Annotated in this window: 21 protein-coding genes; 8 read left to right on the top strand and 13 right to left on the bottom strand. The window is 33.7% G+C overall.

Annotated features, from left to right (window positions below; all coding sequences use genetic code 11):
* Positions 1 to 2: 2 nt before the first annotated feature.
* Genes aroE through AC22L0_RS15045 form a run of 3 tightly spaced genes read right to left on the bottom strand, consistent with a single transcriptional unit; the run spans position 3 to position 2,474 of the window.
* Complete coding sequence (gene aroE / locus AC22L0_RS15055; RefSeq protein ID WP_086410385.1) at positions 3 to 836, bottom strand: shikimate dehydrogenase; 834 nt, start codon at positions 834 to 836, stop codon at positions 3 to 5.
* Positions 837 to 851: 15 nt separating this feature from the next.
* On the bottom strand, positions 852 to 1,958 hold the full coding sequence (gene yqeH / locus AC22L0_RS15050; RefSeq protein WP_000140799.1) for a ribosome biogenesis GTPase YqeH: 1,107 nt from the start codon (positions 1,956 to 1,958) through the stop codon (positions 852 to 854).
* A 3-nt stretch (positions 1,959 to 1,961) separates the two neighbouring features.
* Positions 1,962 to 2,474, bottom strand: a complete 513-nt coding sequence (locus AC22L0_RS15045) for a YqeG family HAD IIIA-type phosphatase (RefSeq protein WP_000765314.1) — start codon at positions 2,472 to 2,474, stop codon at positions 1,962 to 1,964.
* Positions 2,475 to 2,720: 246 nt separating this feature from the next.
* Between AC22L0_RS15045 and sda the strand changes: the two genes are divergently transcribed.
* Positions 2,721 to 2,876: a sporulation histidine kinase inhibitor Sda gene (gene sda / locus AC22L0_RS15040; RefSeq protein ID WP_000850094.1), complete on the top strand. Its 156-nt coding sequence runs from the start codon at positions 2,721 to 2,723 to the stop codon at positions 2,874 to 2,876.
* 185 nt (positions 2,877 to 3,061) lie between these two features.
* Here sda and AC22L0_RS15035 read toward each other — a convergent pair whose 3' ends face one another.
* Positions 3,062 to 3,850: a phosphatidylserine decarboxylase gene (locus AC22L0_RS15035; RefSeq protein ID WP_001255000.1), complete on the bottom strand. Its 789-nt coding sequence runs from the start codon at positions 3,848 to 3,850 to the stop codon at positions 3,062 to 3,064.
* Positions 3,851 to 4,139: 289 nt separating this feature from the next.
* Positions 4,140 to 4,853 (bottom strand): RNA polymerase sporulation sigma factor SigK, encoded by a 714-nt coding sequence (gene sigK, locus AC22L0_RS15030; protein WP_000051382.1) that lies wholly within the window; start codon positions 4,851 to 4,853, stop codon positions 4,140 to 4,142.
* Between the two features lie 152 nt (positions 4,854 to 5,005).
* On the opposite strand from sigK, the gene AC22L0_RS15025 reads away from it, so the two are divergent.
* Entirely contained in the window at positions 5,006 to 5,926 is a 921-nt protein-coding gene (locus AC22L0_RS15025) for a hypothetical protein (RefSeq protein WP_003285365.1), read from the top strand.
* Positions 5,927 to 5,968: 42 nt separating this feature from the next.
* On the opposite strand, the gene AC22L0_RS15020 is transcribed toward AC22L0_RS15025, so the two are convergent.
* The 3 genes from AC22L0_RS15020 to AC22L0_RS15010 form a co-directional block, all read right to left on the bottom strand.
* On the bottom strand, positions 5,969 to 7,462 hold the full coding sequence (locus tag AC22L0_RS15020; RefSeq protein WP_087967299.1) for a YcdB/YcdC domain-containing protein: 1,494 nt from the start codon (positions 7,460 to 7,462) through the stop codon (positions 5,969 to 5,971).
* An 88-nt stretch (positions 7,463 to 7,550) separates the two neighbouring features.
* Positions 7,551 to 7,700: a 50S ribosomal protein L33 gene (rpmG, locus tag AC22L0_RS15015; protein ID WP_001265617.1), complete on the bottom strand. Its 150-nt coding sequence runs from the start codon at positions 7,698 to 7,700 to the stop codon at positions 7,551 to 7,553.
* Between the two features lie 195 nt (positions 7,701 to 7,895).
* Positions 7,896 to 8,522, bottom strand: coding sequence for a nitroreductase family protein (locus AC22L0_RS15010; protein ID WP_135238150.1), 627 nt, complete (start codon positions 8,520 to 8,522; stop codon positions 7,896 to 7,898).
* A gap of 349 nt (positions 8,523 to 8,871) precedes the next feature.
* On the opposite strand from AC22L0_RS15010, the gene AC22L0_RS15005 reads away from it, so the two are divergent.
* A complete protein-coding gene (locus tag AC22L0_RS15005) occupies positions 8,872 to 9,522 on the top strand; it encodes a GTP pyrophosphokinase (protein ID WP_000456230.1) in 651 nt (216 codons plus the stop codon).
* A gap of 77 nt (positions 9,523 to 9,599) precedes the next feature.
* On the opposite strand, the gene AC22L0_RS15000 is transcribed toward AC22L0_RS15005, so the two are convergent.
* Positions 9,600 to 10,067 (bottom strand): hypothetical protein, encoded by a 468-nt coding sequence (locus tag AC22L0_RS15000; RefSeq protein ID WP_000717903.1) that lies wholly within the window; start codon positions 10,065 to 10,067, stop codon positions 9,600 to 9,602.
* A 54-nt stretch (positions 10,068 to 10,121) separates the two neighbouring features.
* Complete coding sequence (locus AC22L0_RS14995; RefSeq protein ID WP_000714912.1) at positions 10,122 to 11,507, bottom strand: alkaline phosphatase; 1,386 nt, start codon at positions 11,505 to 11,507, stop codon at positions 10,122 to 10,124.
* 261 nt (positions 11,508 to 11,768) lie between these two features.
* On the opposite strand from AC22L0_RS14995, the gene AC22L0_RS14990 reads away from it, so the two are divergent.
* Positions 11,769 to 12,602: a GNAT family N-acetyltransferase gene (locus AC22L0_RS14990; RefSeq protein WP_000706696.1), complete on the top strand. Its 834-nt coding sequence runs from the start codon at positions 11,769 to 11,771 to the stop codon at positions 12,600 to 12,602.
* Positions 12,603 to 12,617: 15 nt separating this feature from the next.
* Positions 12,618 to 13,502, top strand: coding sequence for an alpha/beta fold hydrolase (locus AC22L0_RS14985; RefSeq protein ID WP_000819810.1), 885 nt, complete (start codon positions 12,618 to 12,620; stop codon positions 13,500 to 13,502).
* A gap of 41 nt (positions 13,503 to 13,543) precedes the next feature.
* Here AC22L0_RS14985 and AC22L0_RS14980 read toward each other — a convergent pair whose 3' ends face one another.
* Together AC22L0_RS14980 and AC22L0_RS14975 are read right to left on the bottom strand one after the other, a co-directional pair.
* Complete coding sequence (locus AC22L0_RS14980; RefSeq protein ID WP_000236592.1) at positions 13,544 to 14,044, bottom strand: DoxX family protein; 501 nt, start codon at positions 14,042 to 14,044, stop codon at positions 13,544 to 13,546.
* 263 nt (positions 14,045 to 14,307) lie between these two features.
* Positions 14,308 to 14,844, bottom strand: coding sequence for a hypothetical protein (locus AC22L0_RS14975; RefSeq protein ID WP_000931927.1), 537 nt, complete (start codon positions 14,842 to 14,844; stop codon positions 14,308 to 14,310).
* A gap of 331 nt (positions 14,845 to 15,175) precedes the next feature.
* On the opposite strand from AC22L0_RS14975, the gene AC22L0_RS14970 reads away from it, so the two are divergent.
* Positions 15,176 to 15,514: a hypothetical protein gene (locus tag AC22L0_RS14970; RefSeq protein WP_000871153.1), complete on the top strand. Its 339-nt coding sequence runs from the start codon at positions 15,176 to 15,178 to the stop codon at positions 15,512 to 15,514.
* A gap of 69 nt (positions 15,515 to 15,583) precedes the next feature.
* On the top strand, positions 15,584 to 15,706 hold the full coding sequence (locus tag AC22L0_RS14965) for a DUF4023 domain-containing protein (RefSeq protein WP_000071866.1): 123 nt from the start codon (positions 15,584 to 15,586) through the stop codon (positions 15,704 to 15,706).
* A gap of 45 nt (positions 15,707 to 15,751) precedes the next feature.
* Here AC22L0_RS14965 and AC22L0_RS14960 read toward each other — a convergent pair whose 3' ends face one another.
* Positions 15,752 to 16,984: a TolB family protein gene (locus AC22L0_RS14960; RefSeq protein WP_000825724.1), complete on the bottom strand. Its 1,233-nt coding sequence runs from the start codon at positions 16,982 to 16,984 to the stop codon at positions 15,752 to 15,754.
* A 228-nt stretch (positions 16,985 to 17,212) separates the two neighbouring features.
* On the opposite strand from AC22L0_RS14960, the gene AC22L0_RS14955 reads away from it, so the two are divergent.
* Positions 17,213 to 17,713 (top strand): hypothetical protein, encoded by a 501-nt coding sequence (locus AC22L0_RS14955; protein WP_000754150.1) that lies wholly within the window; start codon positions 17,213 to 17,215, stop codon positions 17,711 to 17,713.
* The last annotated feature ends 25 nt before the right edge of the window (positions 17,714 to 17,738 follow it).

Below are 17,738 nucleotides of genomic sequence, written 5' to 3'. Positions count from 1 at the left end.
TGTTAGCCTCCAAGCTTTTCTATAACTAATTGTTTCATTCTCTCGATATTTGGGGTGCGTCCTGTCCACATTTCAAATGCAAGTGCTCCTTGATAAACAAACATATCAATACCATTTTGAATGATTGCACCTTGCTCTTTTGCCTCACATAAAATTTTCGTTTCAAATGGATTATAAATTATATCTGATACAATCGTTCCTTTTTTTAACGAACAAATTTGTAATGGCGTATATTCTACGTGCGGATGCATACCTATCGTTGTCGTCTGAATGATAATATCATAATTTCCTTGTTCTTCTGTCGCTTTTTCTAACGACAAAGCAACAGAATTAACATCGGCCGTACGTGCAGCAATAAGTTCCTTCGCCTTATTTACTGTACGATTGGCTACATCAATCTCTTTTACACCTACATCAGCAAGAGAAAAATAAATAGCTCGGCTAGCACCACCTGAACCAAGTAACAAAATACGTTTCCCTTGAAGTGGTTCATTACTAATTGACTGCAGCGCTCGAACAAAACCAATCCCGTCTGTGTTATAGCCAATTAATCTTCCATCCTTATGAACCACTGTATTTACTGCACCGATTTTCCTTGCCAATGGGTCAATCTCATCCAAATACTCCATAATAGCAACCTTGTGCGGAGTTGTTACATTAAATCCTGAAATACCTAATGCTTTTAAACCTCTTACTGCTTCCCCTAGCAATTCCTCTTCAACAAGGAACGCATGATAATGGGCATCCATATTCAAGTGTTCAAATGCATCGTTATGCATAACGGGTGATAATGAATGTCCAATTGGATTTCCGATTACACCATATAATTGTTTCATAAATCCCTCTCCATATTAAATTAAAGATTTACGTAGTGAAACACTTACTCCTTTTGGTACGTGTGCAACAATTTTTGCTCCTGGTTCGTTCACAGTAACCCATCCTAATCCAGAGAATACAACATCCGTTTTAGGTTCACGAATATTAAATTCGTATTTCACTAGCTCAGGCATATTTGCTAATTCTTCTGGCGTTGGTGGGCTTAATAAATCCCCGGCATGATTTTTATATAATTCATCTGCTTTCTCAAGCTTTGTACGATGGATTGTTAAGCGATTCGAGAAGTGACAAGTAAATGCACGACGACCACCACTTACATAATCAAAACGTGCCAATCCACTAAAGAATAACGTTTGTTCTTCATTTAATTGGAATACCATCGGCTTAATTTCTTTTGTTGGTGTAATAAGCTTTAAGCTTTGCTTTCCAACATAATGAGCCATTTGGTGGTGGTTAATAATACCTGGCGTATCATATAAAGAAGACTCTTCGTCCAATGGAATATCAATTAAATCCAGTGTTGTTCCTGGGAAATGAGATGTTGTAATTACATTTTCAGTCTCATCACTAAATTCTTTAATCATACGATTAATAAATGTCGATTTTCCTACATTCGTACATCCAACAACATAAACATCTTTGCCGCCGCGATAATACTCAATAGCATCTGCTAGTTCAGCAATTCCTTGTCCCTTCGCTGCACTAATTAAAAAGACATCTTCTGGTTTTAATCCTAGCTGCTTTGCACTATAGCGCATCCAATGTTTTACTTTATCATGTTTTACTGACTTTGGAATTAAATCAGCTTTATTTCCAACAAGTAATACTTTATTATTCCCTACGAAACGATGTAAGCCAGGTAACCAGCTACCATTAAAATCAAAAATATCTACAATTTTGACTACTAATGCATCTGATTTTCCAATTCCATTTAAAATGCGTAGGAAGTCATCATCTGTTAACGATACATCTTGAATTTCATTGTAATGCTTCAAGCGAAAACAACGTTGACAAATGACTTGTTCTTTCTCTAAAGATGAGGCAGGAGCATACCCCACTTCGTTTTTATTTTCTGTTTGAATTTCTACACCGCAACCAATACATTTAATTGTTTCAGTCAAACTTTATTCCTCCCAGTTAATTAAACCTTTTTTCTTCATATTTTTCATAATTCTTCGTTCAATTTTTCGATTAAAGCGCGTTACTAATCCGTCCGTTTGTGCTACCGGTACAACTAAAATTGTATGAAGGCCTACTCGGTTTCCACCAAGCACGTCAGTCAGTAACTGATCTCCAATTACTACAACTTCATCTGGCTGCAAACGCATCTCTTGTATCGCACGCTTAAATGCGCGAACAAATGGTTTACGTGCACTATGAATAAATGGAATACCTAATGGATCAGCAAAATCTTTCACACGTTGCTCATTATTATTTGAAACGACCGTTACTTGAATGCCTTGCTCTTTCATTTCCAAGAACCATTTTTCAAGTTGCGGCGTTGCATTGGGACGATCCCATTCAATTAAAGTGTTATCTAAGTCAGTAATAACGCCTTTAATCCCACGTTTTTTTAAATCTTCTGGTTGAACATGATATACATTTTTCACATATTCATTTGGTAAAAATAGTTTCAATTTCTTTCACCTCTTTGAGGATTTTTCATAAAATTTTTCGACAACATTTTTCGATATATAACCTGTGGATAAAATTGTACACATTTTCCACATTAATTTTGCAGTTAATTTGGAATTTACTAACAAACTATACACACTTTATCCACCTAGGTATGTGGATAACCACTCGTTTGTGACTGTCATATTTTTTTGGTACATTAAATGCATCAACGAATCAATCCTTATATTATTAGGAGGTGACTCACCTTGAAAACAAAACATATGGAACAGTTATCCACTGAGTTACTCACTGAGTCTTATTATAAAGCAAAAGAACTAAAATTAAATCCCGACTTCATTTTACTTATAAAACAAGAAATCATTAGACGCTCATTAGAGGACAAGCTTGTCAAATCATCTTGATTACATATAAAGTGAAAGTTTAATCAGCCCTTACCAATCAAACAGTTAAAGGATAAATTATTAGATGCCCTGTAAAAAGAGCCATCCTACGATGGCTCTCGAATAAACAAGTACTCCCATCTAGGGGATTTCATCATTAAGTATCTTTGCCCATAACTCTTACTTACGGTTATAAAAGCTTTTCTTTATTTATGAGCTAAGCGAGTAGCTATTTTTTCACCAAGACGAAGCTCTTGTCCACTCTTTAATTCCTGCACTACTTCTATCATATCTTTTTCAAACAATAACACAACTGTTGAACCAAATGTAAAGTATGCCATTTCTTCACCTTTTTGAACAGTGTCTCTCTCATGCAAAAGCTCAATACTATTAACAAACATAGCACCTACTTTTACAAGAGCCATATGCTCGCCATCACTGCTTACTTCTGTAACAGAACGATAATTTTTTGACAGTGGTTCTTTCCCGTATTCCATACCAGCTGCATTTACCGGATATGATTTTCTACCGAGTACAAATCTTTCAGTCACAGAACCAGAAAGCGGACTATGAATGCGATGATAATGACTTGGACTCAAATAAATTACCATATATGTACCGCCTGCATATCGCGTTGCACGTTCTTCATTACCTAGCATATCCACGATTGAATAGCGCTTTCCTTTAATATCAAATGTTTTTGTATCCTCAATAGGACCATGATCTGCAAAAACACCATCAACAGGACTAACGATACTCGATGCATCTGTATCAATACTACGCTTTCCTTCTTTTAGCTTACGCGTAAATAATTCATGCAATGTTCTATATTCCTTCAAACCCTTTTCCATCTCATCTTGATTAATTTGAAAAACTTTCGCGTACGATGGAATAATGATAGAGCTCAAACGAGATTGTGCAAATTTACGTAATATATAAGAAGTAAAGCGACCATTTGTAAGTTCTATCATAAGTCGATATAATGTACGTCGCAAATTGCGAAACCCCCTAATCAGTCTATAACTTTAGTTTTCCCTTCTTTTCTTTCTATATCATATGTAAAATTGGTTCTTATTCCCACATATCATATAAAGCAGCCTTATTATATATACAGAAAACTAAGTATGGTATTATTCTTAAATTATTTAGCACCTTCTAATATTACAGATAGAATCCGTCATTTTCAACAGTGAACGTGTATTTCTTCTTAGCATAACGCGTTTTCTTTTCTTATTTACAATAAAAAAAGCAGCCCATTTTAAATATGGCTGCTTCTAATACACTTTACTCTTTCGCTTTTTTCTCTTTCTCTGCCCTTACAAACTCGTGGAACATTTTCATTAAAGCACGCTTTTCAATCCGTGATACGTAGCTTCTAGAAATACCAAGCGCCTTAGCGATTTCCCGCTGTGTTTTCTCCTTATCTAGCCCAAGTCCAAAACGTTTCACAATCACTTCTTTTTCTCTTTCGTCTAAAATATCGATATACTCTTTAATTTTTTCTAACTCCATACTAAGCTGAATCATATCAATTACATCTTCAGACTCTGATTTTAATATATCAATAAGCGATATTTCATTGCCCTCTTTATCTTGCCCGATCGGATCATGAAGTGAAACATCTTTTTTCGTTTTCTTTAGTACACGTAAATGCATCAAAATTTCATTTTCAATACAGCGTGCTGCATACGTCGCAAGCTTCGTTCCCTTTCCTGCAGAATAGCTCTCGATCGCTTTAATGAGCCCGATTGTACCAATTGAAATTAAATCTTCTGCATCTTCTCCTGTGTTCTCAAATTTTTTAACGATATGAGCTACAAGCCGTAAATTATGTTCAATTAAAAGATTTCTCGCTTGAGCATCACCTTGCTCCATTAACTCTAAGTACTTTCTCTCATCATCTGATGATAACGGCTGCGGGAACGCATTGTTCTTCACATAAGAAACAAAGACAAACACTTCTCGAACCATATATCCAATTGCGGCGAATAGACTCAAACCTTTCACCTCCGCCAAAATAGTGGTCTTTATTATGTGTATGTGGGCGTGAGGTTGTTTGTGTCTGTACAGTTTATTTATAAAACTCAACACTTCTAACATTTAAAATATTTTATCGTTATATTATAATTAAATAAAATTGTTATTTATATATGAATATGCTATTAAAGGGGACACTATTCATGATTACATTAGAACGATTATTAAATGTAACAATTTATTTAGGGGTATTTTTACTTTTCATTTCGTTCATTACTTTTGTTATTAAAAGAGGGCCTGATTTATTATTTTTTCAATTTGGAATTTCTTTATTTTTTGGAGCTCAAATTATAACTGGAATAAAATTTTTTCATAACTATGGTTTCTCCTTTCACTCAAAACTAGAACTACTTATCTTTATTTTCTATGTAATTGGAATTATTACATGTATACTATTATTCTTTCACTTTCAAAATCCGTATCGAATTTTTTTATTAATCTGTAGTTGTTTATTTTTAACTGGATCCAATTATTACTTTAAAGAAACATTAAATTTTAGTAAAAAAATTCCAAAGCAAAACAAAACTTTTTTAAGTACACAAGATGACTCTTTTCCAAAAGAAGTTCGTAAATTTTCAGAGGATTACAACAACATAATAAGAAATGATTTTTATGAAATACCGATGATTCCTACTGAATTACAGATTACAAGCAAAAAAGATTCTTCCCATAGTACATCTTACTTAGTTGAACTTCATAATAGCGAAAATGAAATTACTGATGACTCTGTACAATTAACTCCATCAGACCGTTTTTATGTGCTGTTAAATAAACAAAAAACAAAAATATCAAAAATAGTATATGAAGGACAGAATTTTTTCACATTTACAGTCACACTAAAGGCTCTTAATTTACAGCAAGAACCAGAGATTCATAATATGTTTTTAGAAATAGATAAACGTAGAGCGATGAATCTTCTTAATTTTGAAATTAAAGCCCATACTAAAGAATGGAAAGTAATATTTAAAAGTGATAGTTCTTATTCCAATCTTCCTATCACATTTACTTTTGAAAAACGAACAGGCAAAGTATAAAAATAAAAAGAGTTATTTTCTTTGAAAAATAACTCTTTTATTTTACTTACTCCAAATCTTTCTCCCCGCTTGGGCATCAATATAACGAATTTCCCGCCTACAATTAAAAGGTTCTTTATGTTTTTCATCTGTCGTTTGTTTGTAAAGTAGTTTGTATTTCGTTTCCTCTGCATCATGATCTAAAAACCATTCTAATTTAACTCGGATAGCCTCTCTGTATATTTCTAACGCTTTTTCTTTAGTTACTTTTGGTGTTATTTCATATGTGAGCAATTCTTTTATAAAGTTGCTAGACTCCCCCGAGTAGTGCATAACAGCACCATTTTCTGCATTGATGTTAATCATAAATTGGTTATACTCTGCCGGAATATCATTTATATATACAGAAAAGATAAATCTTTCAATCCCATCTTCTGCTTCTTCACGTTCCTCCCAAAGACGCAGATATTGTGTGATATCTGGAATAACTCGTTCTAAAAATTGAAGTGCTCTTTGTAAACATTCCTCTCTAGACAGTATTTGCTTTACTTCTTTATCATCTGTCAGTTTTATAAAACCAGTTAATTCATTGGTTAATTTATCAATTGTAACGCTAACTAAATTATTATATTTCAACATCGGTAAATGCTTTTTAAAGAATTCATTCATTAAATATGGATTCTTTTCTTCTTTCTGTTTTTGTAATTCCTCTTTCGGAACAAATTTCATCCTTATTTCATCATCATTTTCTGTCTCATCTACTTTTGTAAAACCTTCTTTATTCCAGTCAAATAATTCGAATACTTCACCTCGTTCGTTACCTTTTTTCGATTTTTCAACAGCTACAGCCGAAGGCAATTTATAATGATCTGGTCCAAATAAATCTTTACCTGTACTTGCATCAATAAACGCATGACTAGGCTCTGGTTCATATACAAGATGGTACCCTTTTACTTCTTCCCCGTTTTCATACTCACATGAAGAGTATGTTAAATCTATAAATACAAGTCTCATATCTTGTCTAGCTTTCAAATTTTCTAAAACGATATTCTCCTCAACAATTTCACTTGGCCATAACGGTTTTTTCTCTATAGCTTTTTGTCCATTGTAATGAAAATGCACAACATTACCTGAAGAGTGCACTCGCACAACGCACCCTGTATTCGGCAATGGATAGCTATTCACTTCTTGCATATAATTTACTTCTTTCCAACCGCGCCTGTCGTCCTTAACCGTTACATATGTATAGAATTCATATCCTTCTTTTGTATATTTTTTCAAGAACGCATTTGCAATCTCTCTTGCCTTCTTCTCCTCTATCGCTTCCTTGCCACTTGAAAAAGGATTTTCATCATCTATCCTAAATTCAATTAAATTACCAGTATGTCTATTCAATGTAATTTGTATCGTTCTCTCCTGATCCCCTTTATGCTCCCACCATAATAGATGATACGGGTCATCAACCCCTTCTTGATCATCTACAACAAGACTATATTCATCTGGAATATTAATAATATGAGCCACTTGCTCTTTTCTTTCTTTATCTTTTTGATTCATCATACCGCTCCCTTTATTACAATTTAAGGTAATTATAACAAACAAAACCAAAGAACTATAAAAAAAGACTAGAGATATCTCTAGTCTTCTACTTCGTTTCACGATGTAACGTTACTCGCTTTAATCGTGGACAATATTTTTTTAATTCGATGCGTTCTGGATTGTTTCGTTTATTTTTTTTAGAAATGTAATTACGATCACCGCACTCCGTACAAGCTAATGTAATATTTACACGCATATTTAATTCTCCTTTCTTTCAAAAATCGCAACTAAAACGTAATGATTACGATTTATATATTATAAAACTTCATTCCATTTGTCAATTGCAAAAACAAGAAGATTCCATTTAGAATCCCCTTGTTTTTATAGTTAAATAAATTTTCTCCCGCATTAACGGGCAGTAAGACCCCCACTGATTAAAAGTTTCACTTTATTAAAACGATTCGTATGTAACAAACTCACTAATCGGCTTTCGATATCCTCGTAGGCGAGTTTTAGTCGTATCACTTTTTCCTATCGTAATCATTAAAACAGGTACTATATGCTCCGGCATATTTAATTCACTTTGTACTGCTTTTTCATCGAAACCAATCATTGGACATGTATCATAGCCATAATATTTAGCTGCGTACATAAAAGTCATCGCGCTTAACGAAGCATTTCTAATCGCTTCATCCTCCATGAAACGCTCTCCTTTTCCTTCATATAAACCTTTCGTTTGCCTAATTGTATCTTCATATTCACATTCATCAATCATTTTTAAAACTTTCATACCGAAGTAAATATTTTCAACATTTTGGTATGCTTTTTTATCACCACAAACGAGCACTACCGCTGATGCACTCGATACTTTATATTGACCGAAAGCTAATTCTTTTAATCTTTCTTTTCGCTCTTGATCACGAATTACAACATAATGTGTGTGCTGCAAATTATAGCAAGATGGAGAAAGCTTAGTTAACTCAAATATTTTTTTAAAATCCTCATCAGGGATTTCTATACCTTGTATAAATTTCATTGCAGAACGTCTAGCAATTGCTAATTCTTCAAAGTTCACCATATATCCTCCTCGATAACTGTAAATTTAAATATACATTAATTTATACAAATAGATAAATCAAATAAAAACACTTTAAATCCGAATAATAATTATGATTAACAGCAAAAAAGACAAAAAGCTGAAACAATTAGTTCATACGAAATTCACACGAATCTATTACTATAGAAACTGTACATAGTGAACTTATTAACAATCACGTTTATTTATATAAAATCTTACTCGAAAGGAGTTGAAAGTATGAAAACTAAATATCGCTTTATGATCTCATCATTTGCTGCTTGCGCTTATATGATTTGGTATTTAGTATAATAACGACCTCACTTGCAAATAGGAAAAGGTGTGTATATAAATGGAATATAATCAATCAACAGTTAACTACTGGAAAGCTTTTGTATTACCATATACATTTGCTTTAGAAGAGTTAAAAACTAAATTTGAAATTATGAACCGGGAAGCTCAATTTCTAGAGGATTACAACCCGTTTGAACATATAAAAACAAGACTAAAACAACCTGAAAGTATTATTAAAAAACTAGAGCGCAAAAGCTTATTACCAACAGTTGAAAATGCTCAAACACATTTACAAGATATTATTGGTATTCGTATTACATGTTGCTTCGTAGAAGATATCTATCATTTGAAAGAAGTCATTCAAAAACGCGAAGATATGGAAGTCATAGAAGTAAAAGATTATATCGCTAACCCAAAACGAAACGGATATAAAAGTTTACACATGATCATTAAATACCCTTTATCACTAAATTCTGGTACAAAAGATGTATTTGCAGAAATTCAGTTACGTACACTGGCAATGGACTTTTGGGCAAGTTTAGAACACAAACTTTATTATAAATATGAAGGAAAAATACCGGAGTATTTAAAAGATGAACTACATGATGCAGCAATGAAAGCTGAAGATCTGGATAATAAAATGGCCACAATTCGTCAAGATATTGATGATATTGAGGCATGTTCAAATCAAATTATGCTACCACTATAAAAAAAGGTTCTCGCCAATGAGAACCTTTTTTCTATCATTTTTGGGAAGTACGACTCCACACTTATTAAAGTTTCACGTTATTTTTTCTCTATTGTTCGAACCTCTTCAATCTTCCATTTACCCTCTTCTTTTCCAAGGGCATACTGTACTTTCTTTTGAAGAGTAATACTGTCGTCTACTTCCTTTTCTTTCGTTTCAACAATAACATACCCTACTTTACTAACATTCATATCTATATGTTCCAATTCAATTTTCTTATTTCCCTTTTGAAATGCGGCTTCTTTTTGTGTTTTTAAGTCTTCAGCACTAGGCATCTTCTTTGAAAATAACTCCATATGTTCTGCAAGATTTTTTTCATTGGTCGTTCGCACAAATGTATGAATAATATCTTGAATAGATTTCTCTTCTTCTTTTGTTATTTGTACCTTTTCCTCAGTTTTTTTAGTAGTAGATTTTTGTGCTACATTATTCTCTTCTTGTTGACATCCAACTAGTAATACTACAAATGCTAGAAGGAATCTTAATTTCGCAAATATTTTTTTCATATTTCCAACTCCTAAAAAGAAAAGCGAGGCAGTTCGCCTCACTTTCGCTCTTAATTAGCGTCTTCCTTTATTCGGATCACCACCGCCAACAATATCAAAGACACGTTTCGCTATATTTGTATTCTCTTGAACGCCAGAGAACAAGTATTTACCTGGACCAAATGCATACACGTTCACATCTTCCCCTGTATGTCCACCTGTTGTCCAGCCTGTAACCGAGCGCTTATTGAAAATATCTTCAATTGCATTATCAATCTTTGTTACATCTTTTGACGGAGCTATATCATTTACAGCTTGAATTTCTTCTGGAGTTAATTGTAAATCAATATACTTTTTCAATGTTTCTTCTACATTTGCACCTTTTGCAATCTCATTTGCCATAAAGTCTGGTGTGCGTTTTGCAGCTTTAATTGGATCTACTTTAAAGTTATACTCGCCATTGGCACCTAAAGATAAGCCACCAGTAGCGTGATCTGCCGTTGCAACAACTAACGTATTTTTATCTTTTTTCGCAAACTCAATCGCTGCTTTGAAAGCTTTTTCGAAGTCTTCCATTTCACTCATTGCACCAACAATATCATTATCATGTCCAGCCCAGTCGATTTGACTTCCTTCCACCATTAAGAAGAAACCATTTTTATTTTTGTTCAAACGCTCAATTGCTGCATTAGTCATTTCTTCTAATGAAGGTGTTTTCTCATTGCGGTCAATCATTTTATCTAATCCACCTGGTGCAAATAAACCAAGAATTTGATCATTTTTATCATTTAACAATTGATCTCGATCCGTTACATAGCTATAACCAGATTTCTTAAACTCTTCTGTAAGATTACGATCTTTTCTAACAAAGTTCTTTACGCCGCCGCCAAGCATAACATCTACCTTATGCTTCCCTTTAATTTTCTCATCAAAATAATCATTTGCAATTGCATCCATATTTTTACGGCTAATGTCATGCGCACCGAAAGCAGCTGGTGTTGCATGTGTAATTTCAGAAGTTGCAACGAGTCCCGTTGATTTCCCTTTTTCTTTCGCTTGCTCAAGAACTGTTTTCACTTCCGCTTTATCATTATCAACTGCAATTGCAGCATTATATGTTTTAATTCCTGCTGACATAGCTGTTGCTGCCGATGCAGAGTCTGTAATATTTTCATGTTCATCTTCTGGGTATGTTTTTTGTGTTCCTACAAGATGCTTATCAAATTCTGTAGATTCCATTTCAAAGGTTTTTGGATTATCTTTCATATAACGGTGAGCCGTCATATATGAAGGACCCATACCATCCCCAATTAATACGATAACATTTTTAATCTTTGCATTGCTTCCGTTCTCATCTGCATTAACCTCACTAGAACGAGTAAAATTCCATGTTGCTACCGAAGTAACTGCTAATGATGCCACAACTGCAAATGGCCATGCTTTTTTCACAAACTTTTTCACTGTCTTGTCCCCCTAATTAGGTTATTCATTTCCCACTATCAAATTTAATGGAAGACTATTAAGAGAAAATTAGCTGTATGTAAATTTTTTGTTAACTTATGTAAATATCAGTTATAATTTGTATAAGTTTGTCTTTTTGTATCAATCATTCCGCCCTTTACAATTTAAATATAAACAAGTTGGATTTCATTTAACGTAAATCTCTTTTTTTACATTTTGACTCTATGTTTATGAAAATAAATAGAAATGCGGTGAGCCTTTATGAAAATAGTAAAGCTAAATGAATCTTTTATTTTTGAATTACTTAATCTTTGCAAATCTGTTGGATGGTTACACGATGAAATTTTTATGAAAAAACAATTCGAAATGTATCTTTCTATCGGCACACTTGTAGGTTACATTCATGAAAACAAACTCATTGCGACTGGAGGAGTATTTCCCTTTACAAGTAACTTCGCTTCCATTGGTATGTTAATCGTTCACCCTAATTTTCAAGGACGCGGAATAGGGCGCATGTTGCTAAATCATTGCTTGGAACAAATTCATCCAAAACAACCCATTGCACTTATTGCGACAAAAGCTGGCGAACCTCTATACACATCATGCGGATTTCAAACAGCAACAACGATTCATCGTTTTGAAAAGCAAACTATTAAGACGTACCCTTCTCACTTACAACAAGTACAAGAAGAAGACCTTATATCTGTTACTTCTCTGGATCAAATTGCAACTGGTATGAATCGTTCTCTACTTTACTCTTTGCTATTACCAAGGGCCGTACACTCTTTTAAAATTGAAAGAAATAACTGTATAGAAGCTTTTTCATTATGCATACAAAAGGGCAATATATTATGTATCAATCCACTTATCGCCAAGCAAGAAGAAGATGCTATCCAATTATTAAAAAAGATATGTGAATGTTGGAATGGTATAGTACGAATTGATGTTCCACACTCACAATTTACATTTCGTCAATTTCTTCAAACAGAAAATTTCCAAGAAACGCTCCTTTCACCTCTTATGATAAAAAATGGTAGCCAACTTCCTGGAAATCGTAATATGCTATTTGCTATGATAGATACAGCGTTATGTTAGAAAGGAGACACCTAATTGAAGCGATTTAGCTATTTTATGGTAGGTTGTCTTACTCTTACACTATTAGTAGGATGTAGTGCAGCAGAAAAGCCAGTAGAACAAGTAAAACAAGTTAAAAATACAATTACAGCGAAACTAGCTACCGAGGAAAAAATGGTAGAAATAGATGGTCAAACCATTTACTTTAAAAAGATTGGTAATGAAAAACCACCTTTACTTATGATTCATGGCTTTGGAGGGTCATCAGATGGTTTTCAAAAGATTTACTCCGATTTAGCAAAAGATCATACAATTATTTCTGTAGATGCTTTAGGATTCGGGCGCTCATCTAAGCCAATGGATTTTTATTATTCTTTTCCAACTCATGCAAATTTGTATTATAAATTAATGAAAAAACTAGGGTATGATTCATTCGCAATACTGGGGCATTCCATGGGGGGAGAAATTTCTCTAAATTTAACATATTTATATCCTGAAGCAGTTACTCACCTTATTTTAACTGATGCTACAGGTGGCCCTCATACATTCGTTAATAAACAAGGCTCACCAAAACCACAATTGTCGACTGATTTAAATGCCGTTTCTTCTATTACAGATTATGATGAAAGCAAAGTGAAATTCAAACGTAATGATGAAGAGCATTATAATAAAATGAAATTATGGCCTAGACGTCTTAAAATTAATGCAAATGAAATAAAACAGCCAACTTTAATTATATGGGGCAGAAATGATAGTAGCGTTTCCTGGAAAGAAGGAGAAACGTATCATCAATTCTTAAAAAATAGCACTTTACATATTATTGAAAAAGGTTATCATGCACCATTTCGCCAAGAACCACAAGAATTTGTCGGGTATGTAAAAGATTTCTTTAAGAACAATCCGATTAAAGTTGAAAAATAACATAAACGGGTATCTCAAAATGAGATACCCGTTTTCATATATTAAGCAGCTTGCTTTTGGCGTTTTGGAGTTTTTGATCCTAATACTTTCGGGATAACGAAGCCATCCATTCCAAATTTCCCAGCGTTCATACCGGAAACAAGAACAAACATAGATAAGATAACCATCTCAGGGTTCACACCAATTGACCCACTAAACATATAGGAAAAGTTCATTACAAGACCAAAAAAGACCGCTGTTTTTGTTAAACAGCCTACAATTAAACCAATTCCGACTAAAATTTCTCCCCATGTTACAAGTGTATTAAACAAATCTACATTTGGAATTGCAAATTCTTGTAAGAATGATGCCCACCAAGATTGAACAGCCGGTTGTGCACCTTTAGATTTTTCAATTGCCCCTTGCAAATAACCTGTTGCATCGAATCCTTTTCCTTGTAGTTTACCGATTCCAGCCATTAACCATGTGTAACCAAGATATACTCGAATTACTGCTAATGCAAAAGAAACTGCTTTGTTTTCTCTTAAAAATTGAATAACCATATCTTCCTCCTAAAGTTGTAATTAAGTTAGTTACAGATAATATAATAACATTAGTTACTTATTTTTCAAACGTTAATTATGAATAATCTGTGACATGCGTATGAAACATTAAAAACTAACGTTTATATAGTAACTTTTATTACCTGTAAAAACTTGAACATATCATACCACAAGTGATAACCATTTTCATTGAAAAAATGTAAAAAAAATGTGAGTTAAATGTGAAACACGTTTATTCGAATATAGAATAAACGTGTTTCACACTAATTATAGAATCGAAATGTATGTGTCTCCTCATCAATTAAACTCGCTTCTTGAAACGCTTCTTCTAACGTTTTCCCATGGTTAATAACCCCATAAAATAAGCGTATAGTAAACATAAGTGCTGCATTTCCATCTACGTAATCAATCGATCCAATATATGATTTCGCACCACTATGTAAAAAAGATTTTGCTAGATTTTGCTCCCCTAACGTACACCCGCTATTTACAATATGTGTATTATGCAATTTTGCATATTTATAAATTTCTTCTGTACCAAAATACCCTCTCGGTTCATCTTGTTCATATACTTCTTCGCCTAACTCTTCTATGACAAACTTCCCTTCTTCACCATGAAAGCAAAAAATAATATAATTAATATTGTTAAATAAGTTCTTTCCAGAAAGAACTTCCACAAAATCTTTCGGTCTACCAATCCAATATGTCACAACCCTTGCACCAAAATATTCAAGAGATGCTCGAATTGATTGCGCTTCTAAATCCGAATTAAAACCAACTACTAATGCAATATTCAACATACAACCCCCATCCTATAATCAGCCCTTATCAATCAGAATTTTATGGGATAAATCCATTTCATATATGCCCGTTTCTTTCAAAAAATCTGATCTAGTTAAAACGACTTTCTGGTAAATCCGTTGTATGTTCACCTTCACCATGCCGAACAAAAACGATTTTCATATTCAGCCTCCTCTTACTATAAAATCCTCACACATATTTCTTCCCTATTGCATTCTTTATTCCTGCTGTATAAAAACCGATATGTAAAAAACATTTGACACTAACATTTGTAAAATATTACAACATTACATGTAAAATACTTTTTACACCGAAAGGAGAATTACATATATGAAATGGATAATTGTCTTTATTGGAATGATTGTATGGGGATATATAAACGGCTTCTTTAGTAGTGATCAAACTGCTAATCCCTGGATTACAGATGATGAACGTGAAACAAAAATTAAACAAAAAGCAATTACGGCAAGCTGGTCCGGTGTTTTTATGTTTTGTACCATTAGCCTCTTAAATAAATGGTTAGGTTTAAGCACAAACGATAAATCACCGTACTTACCAGACCCTATCGCAGCTATTTTAAAGGAAAATGTAGAGTTACAAGTTTTACTCATGCTATTTGTTATGTATGGAATATTTTACTTACATTATCGAAGAAAATTAAGTGCCTAACTTCTAACTCATGATTATCCTCCTAAATGGTTATAGTAATTAGGACGAAATGAAAGGAGCGATAGAAAAATGAGTAACTCGAATGAATTTTTAGATACACTACATGAAAAACAAGCAAAAGATGAACAAAATAGAAAGCGCCAAGGGAACGGAAACCCAGCGAAAAAAAAGCCAAATAAAACGCATAAATAACAATAAAAAACTGCCTAAAATGATCTTTTAGGCAGTTTTTTATTGTTATTTCACCGAGATGACATTTTCCCAATTCCATTTCTCATAATACCACGCTGGTACATCTATATTTTCAATCCACTTCTTTTCCTGTTTCCCATCTTTATGAGCAAGCCATACATCCGCTTTCTTACGGTCTGAACGTATCCAAATTAATTGATTACTCTTCTTCATGAAGATCGGGTGGTAATCCCCTTGCTTGTTCTTTTTCTTTGTGATTTGATGCTGTGCATTACTTGTACTATCGACCTCATACAAAGATGGTAGTGGCCTTTTTTCTGGTGGAGTTTCTATCCCTGCCTCCTTTGCTCGTGAAACGATAATTACTCTATCGTTCTTCCATACAAAATCCCAATCAACATATCCTTTCGGCGTAAATATGTTCTGCTGAAGTGCTGGCAATTCCTTTACTTTTAAATGCTTATTTTCTAATGCAACTCTTCCGCTCCCTTCAATATAAGCTAATATATTTTTTGATGGTGCCCATTGAAACCATTGTGCGTTTAGTAACATTTGATCTACTTTTTCAAACCGACTGCCATCTGCACGAACTAAGCAAAGCGTATTACTATCAGCTGACCATGAAGCTGTCGGTACTGCTAAAAATGAAATCCACTTTTGATCTGGTGACCACTTAAAGCCACTTGCTACTAGGGCTAGGAAATCATCATGTTCATTTGGCAATGCATACAAATGCTTCATTTTGTGAGGATTCATATGTGCATCTTTTTGCACTTCATATAGCTGAGCCCCTGTCCATCCTGTTGGAAGTAAGTGCGCTTCAGAGGATACAAGAAAGTTCTTTCCATCGGGGTACCATGCATAATCCCCTACACCAGCCGATACATTTTCAAAATCTGCATTCTTTTTTTCTACATCAAATGTATTTAATGTACCTGTAAATATAAATGCAATTATATTTTCTGTTGGTGACCATTGATAATTCGATGCTTCTGAGTGAAACGGCGTAACTTTCTTTCCATCTTTCAGCCGATATAACTCAAGAATATTTTGTTTCTTCCCTTTTACATATGCCAGCCATTCTCCATCATGTGACCACTTTGGCCCTGTTATGTTCTCTCCTTTTGTAAGTTGTTTTTCTTTCCCCTCAACTTTAATCCAAAGGTTATGATGACGAATAAAAGCAACTTTCACACTATTATTTTCTGCGCTAGTAATAGTGATAGAACACAAAAACATAAACAACACTACACTACCACTTACTATTAGCCTTTTCATACCATCACTCCATTTCCCTCATAGCATTCCTCACTTTCTTCCTACAATATGTGAAAAATATCGATTCGACATAATCAGAAAAAATTCCCCAAGAAATTTTCAATTCATAGAGGATTGGTATGAATTATGTCGAAAGTATAGTTTAGCCAACATTTATATTTATAAGTTATAACTAAAATGTAAGATTTCATTTCTGAATATTGGCACTTTTTATTAGGGGGAGTATCAATGAAAAAAACTACTTCTACACTATTAAGCATGGCGCTTGTCTTTTCTAGTTTTGGAGCTTTAAGCGCTCATGCTGAATCACTACAAAAGGAGAAGCAATTTAGTCCACAATTAAAAACAACGATTGAACAGTGGGGAGAACATAAAATTGCTCAAAATGTTGAAACGAAAACAACAAAAGAAATATCAGTAATTGTAGAATTGCAACATGCACCTCTCGCTGCTCAAAGTAATATTCAGCATGCTCCAGATTTACAAAATAGTAATGCTCAGTCTTATCATGCTGAGCTAAAAAAAGCACCTGGTATTCCAGTGAGAATGCAATATGAAATTAACGGAAATGGTGTATGGGAACAGGCATTCCTGAACCCTTGGGAGAAAAGCTATGACATTTATTTCGATCGCACTCAATTACACGAAGAAAAAAATACTATTCACATTGTAGCAACTGATGCAGCTGGCAATACCTCTAATTTAACTGTTAATTTAGAAGTGAAATAAAGTGAAGCCTTAATCAGTAGAGATT

It is taken from the genome of Bacillus sp. LQ01, assembly GCF_057624735.1.
This window is presented reverse-complemented; position numbering and strand designations above follow the sequence as displayed.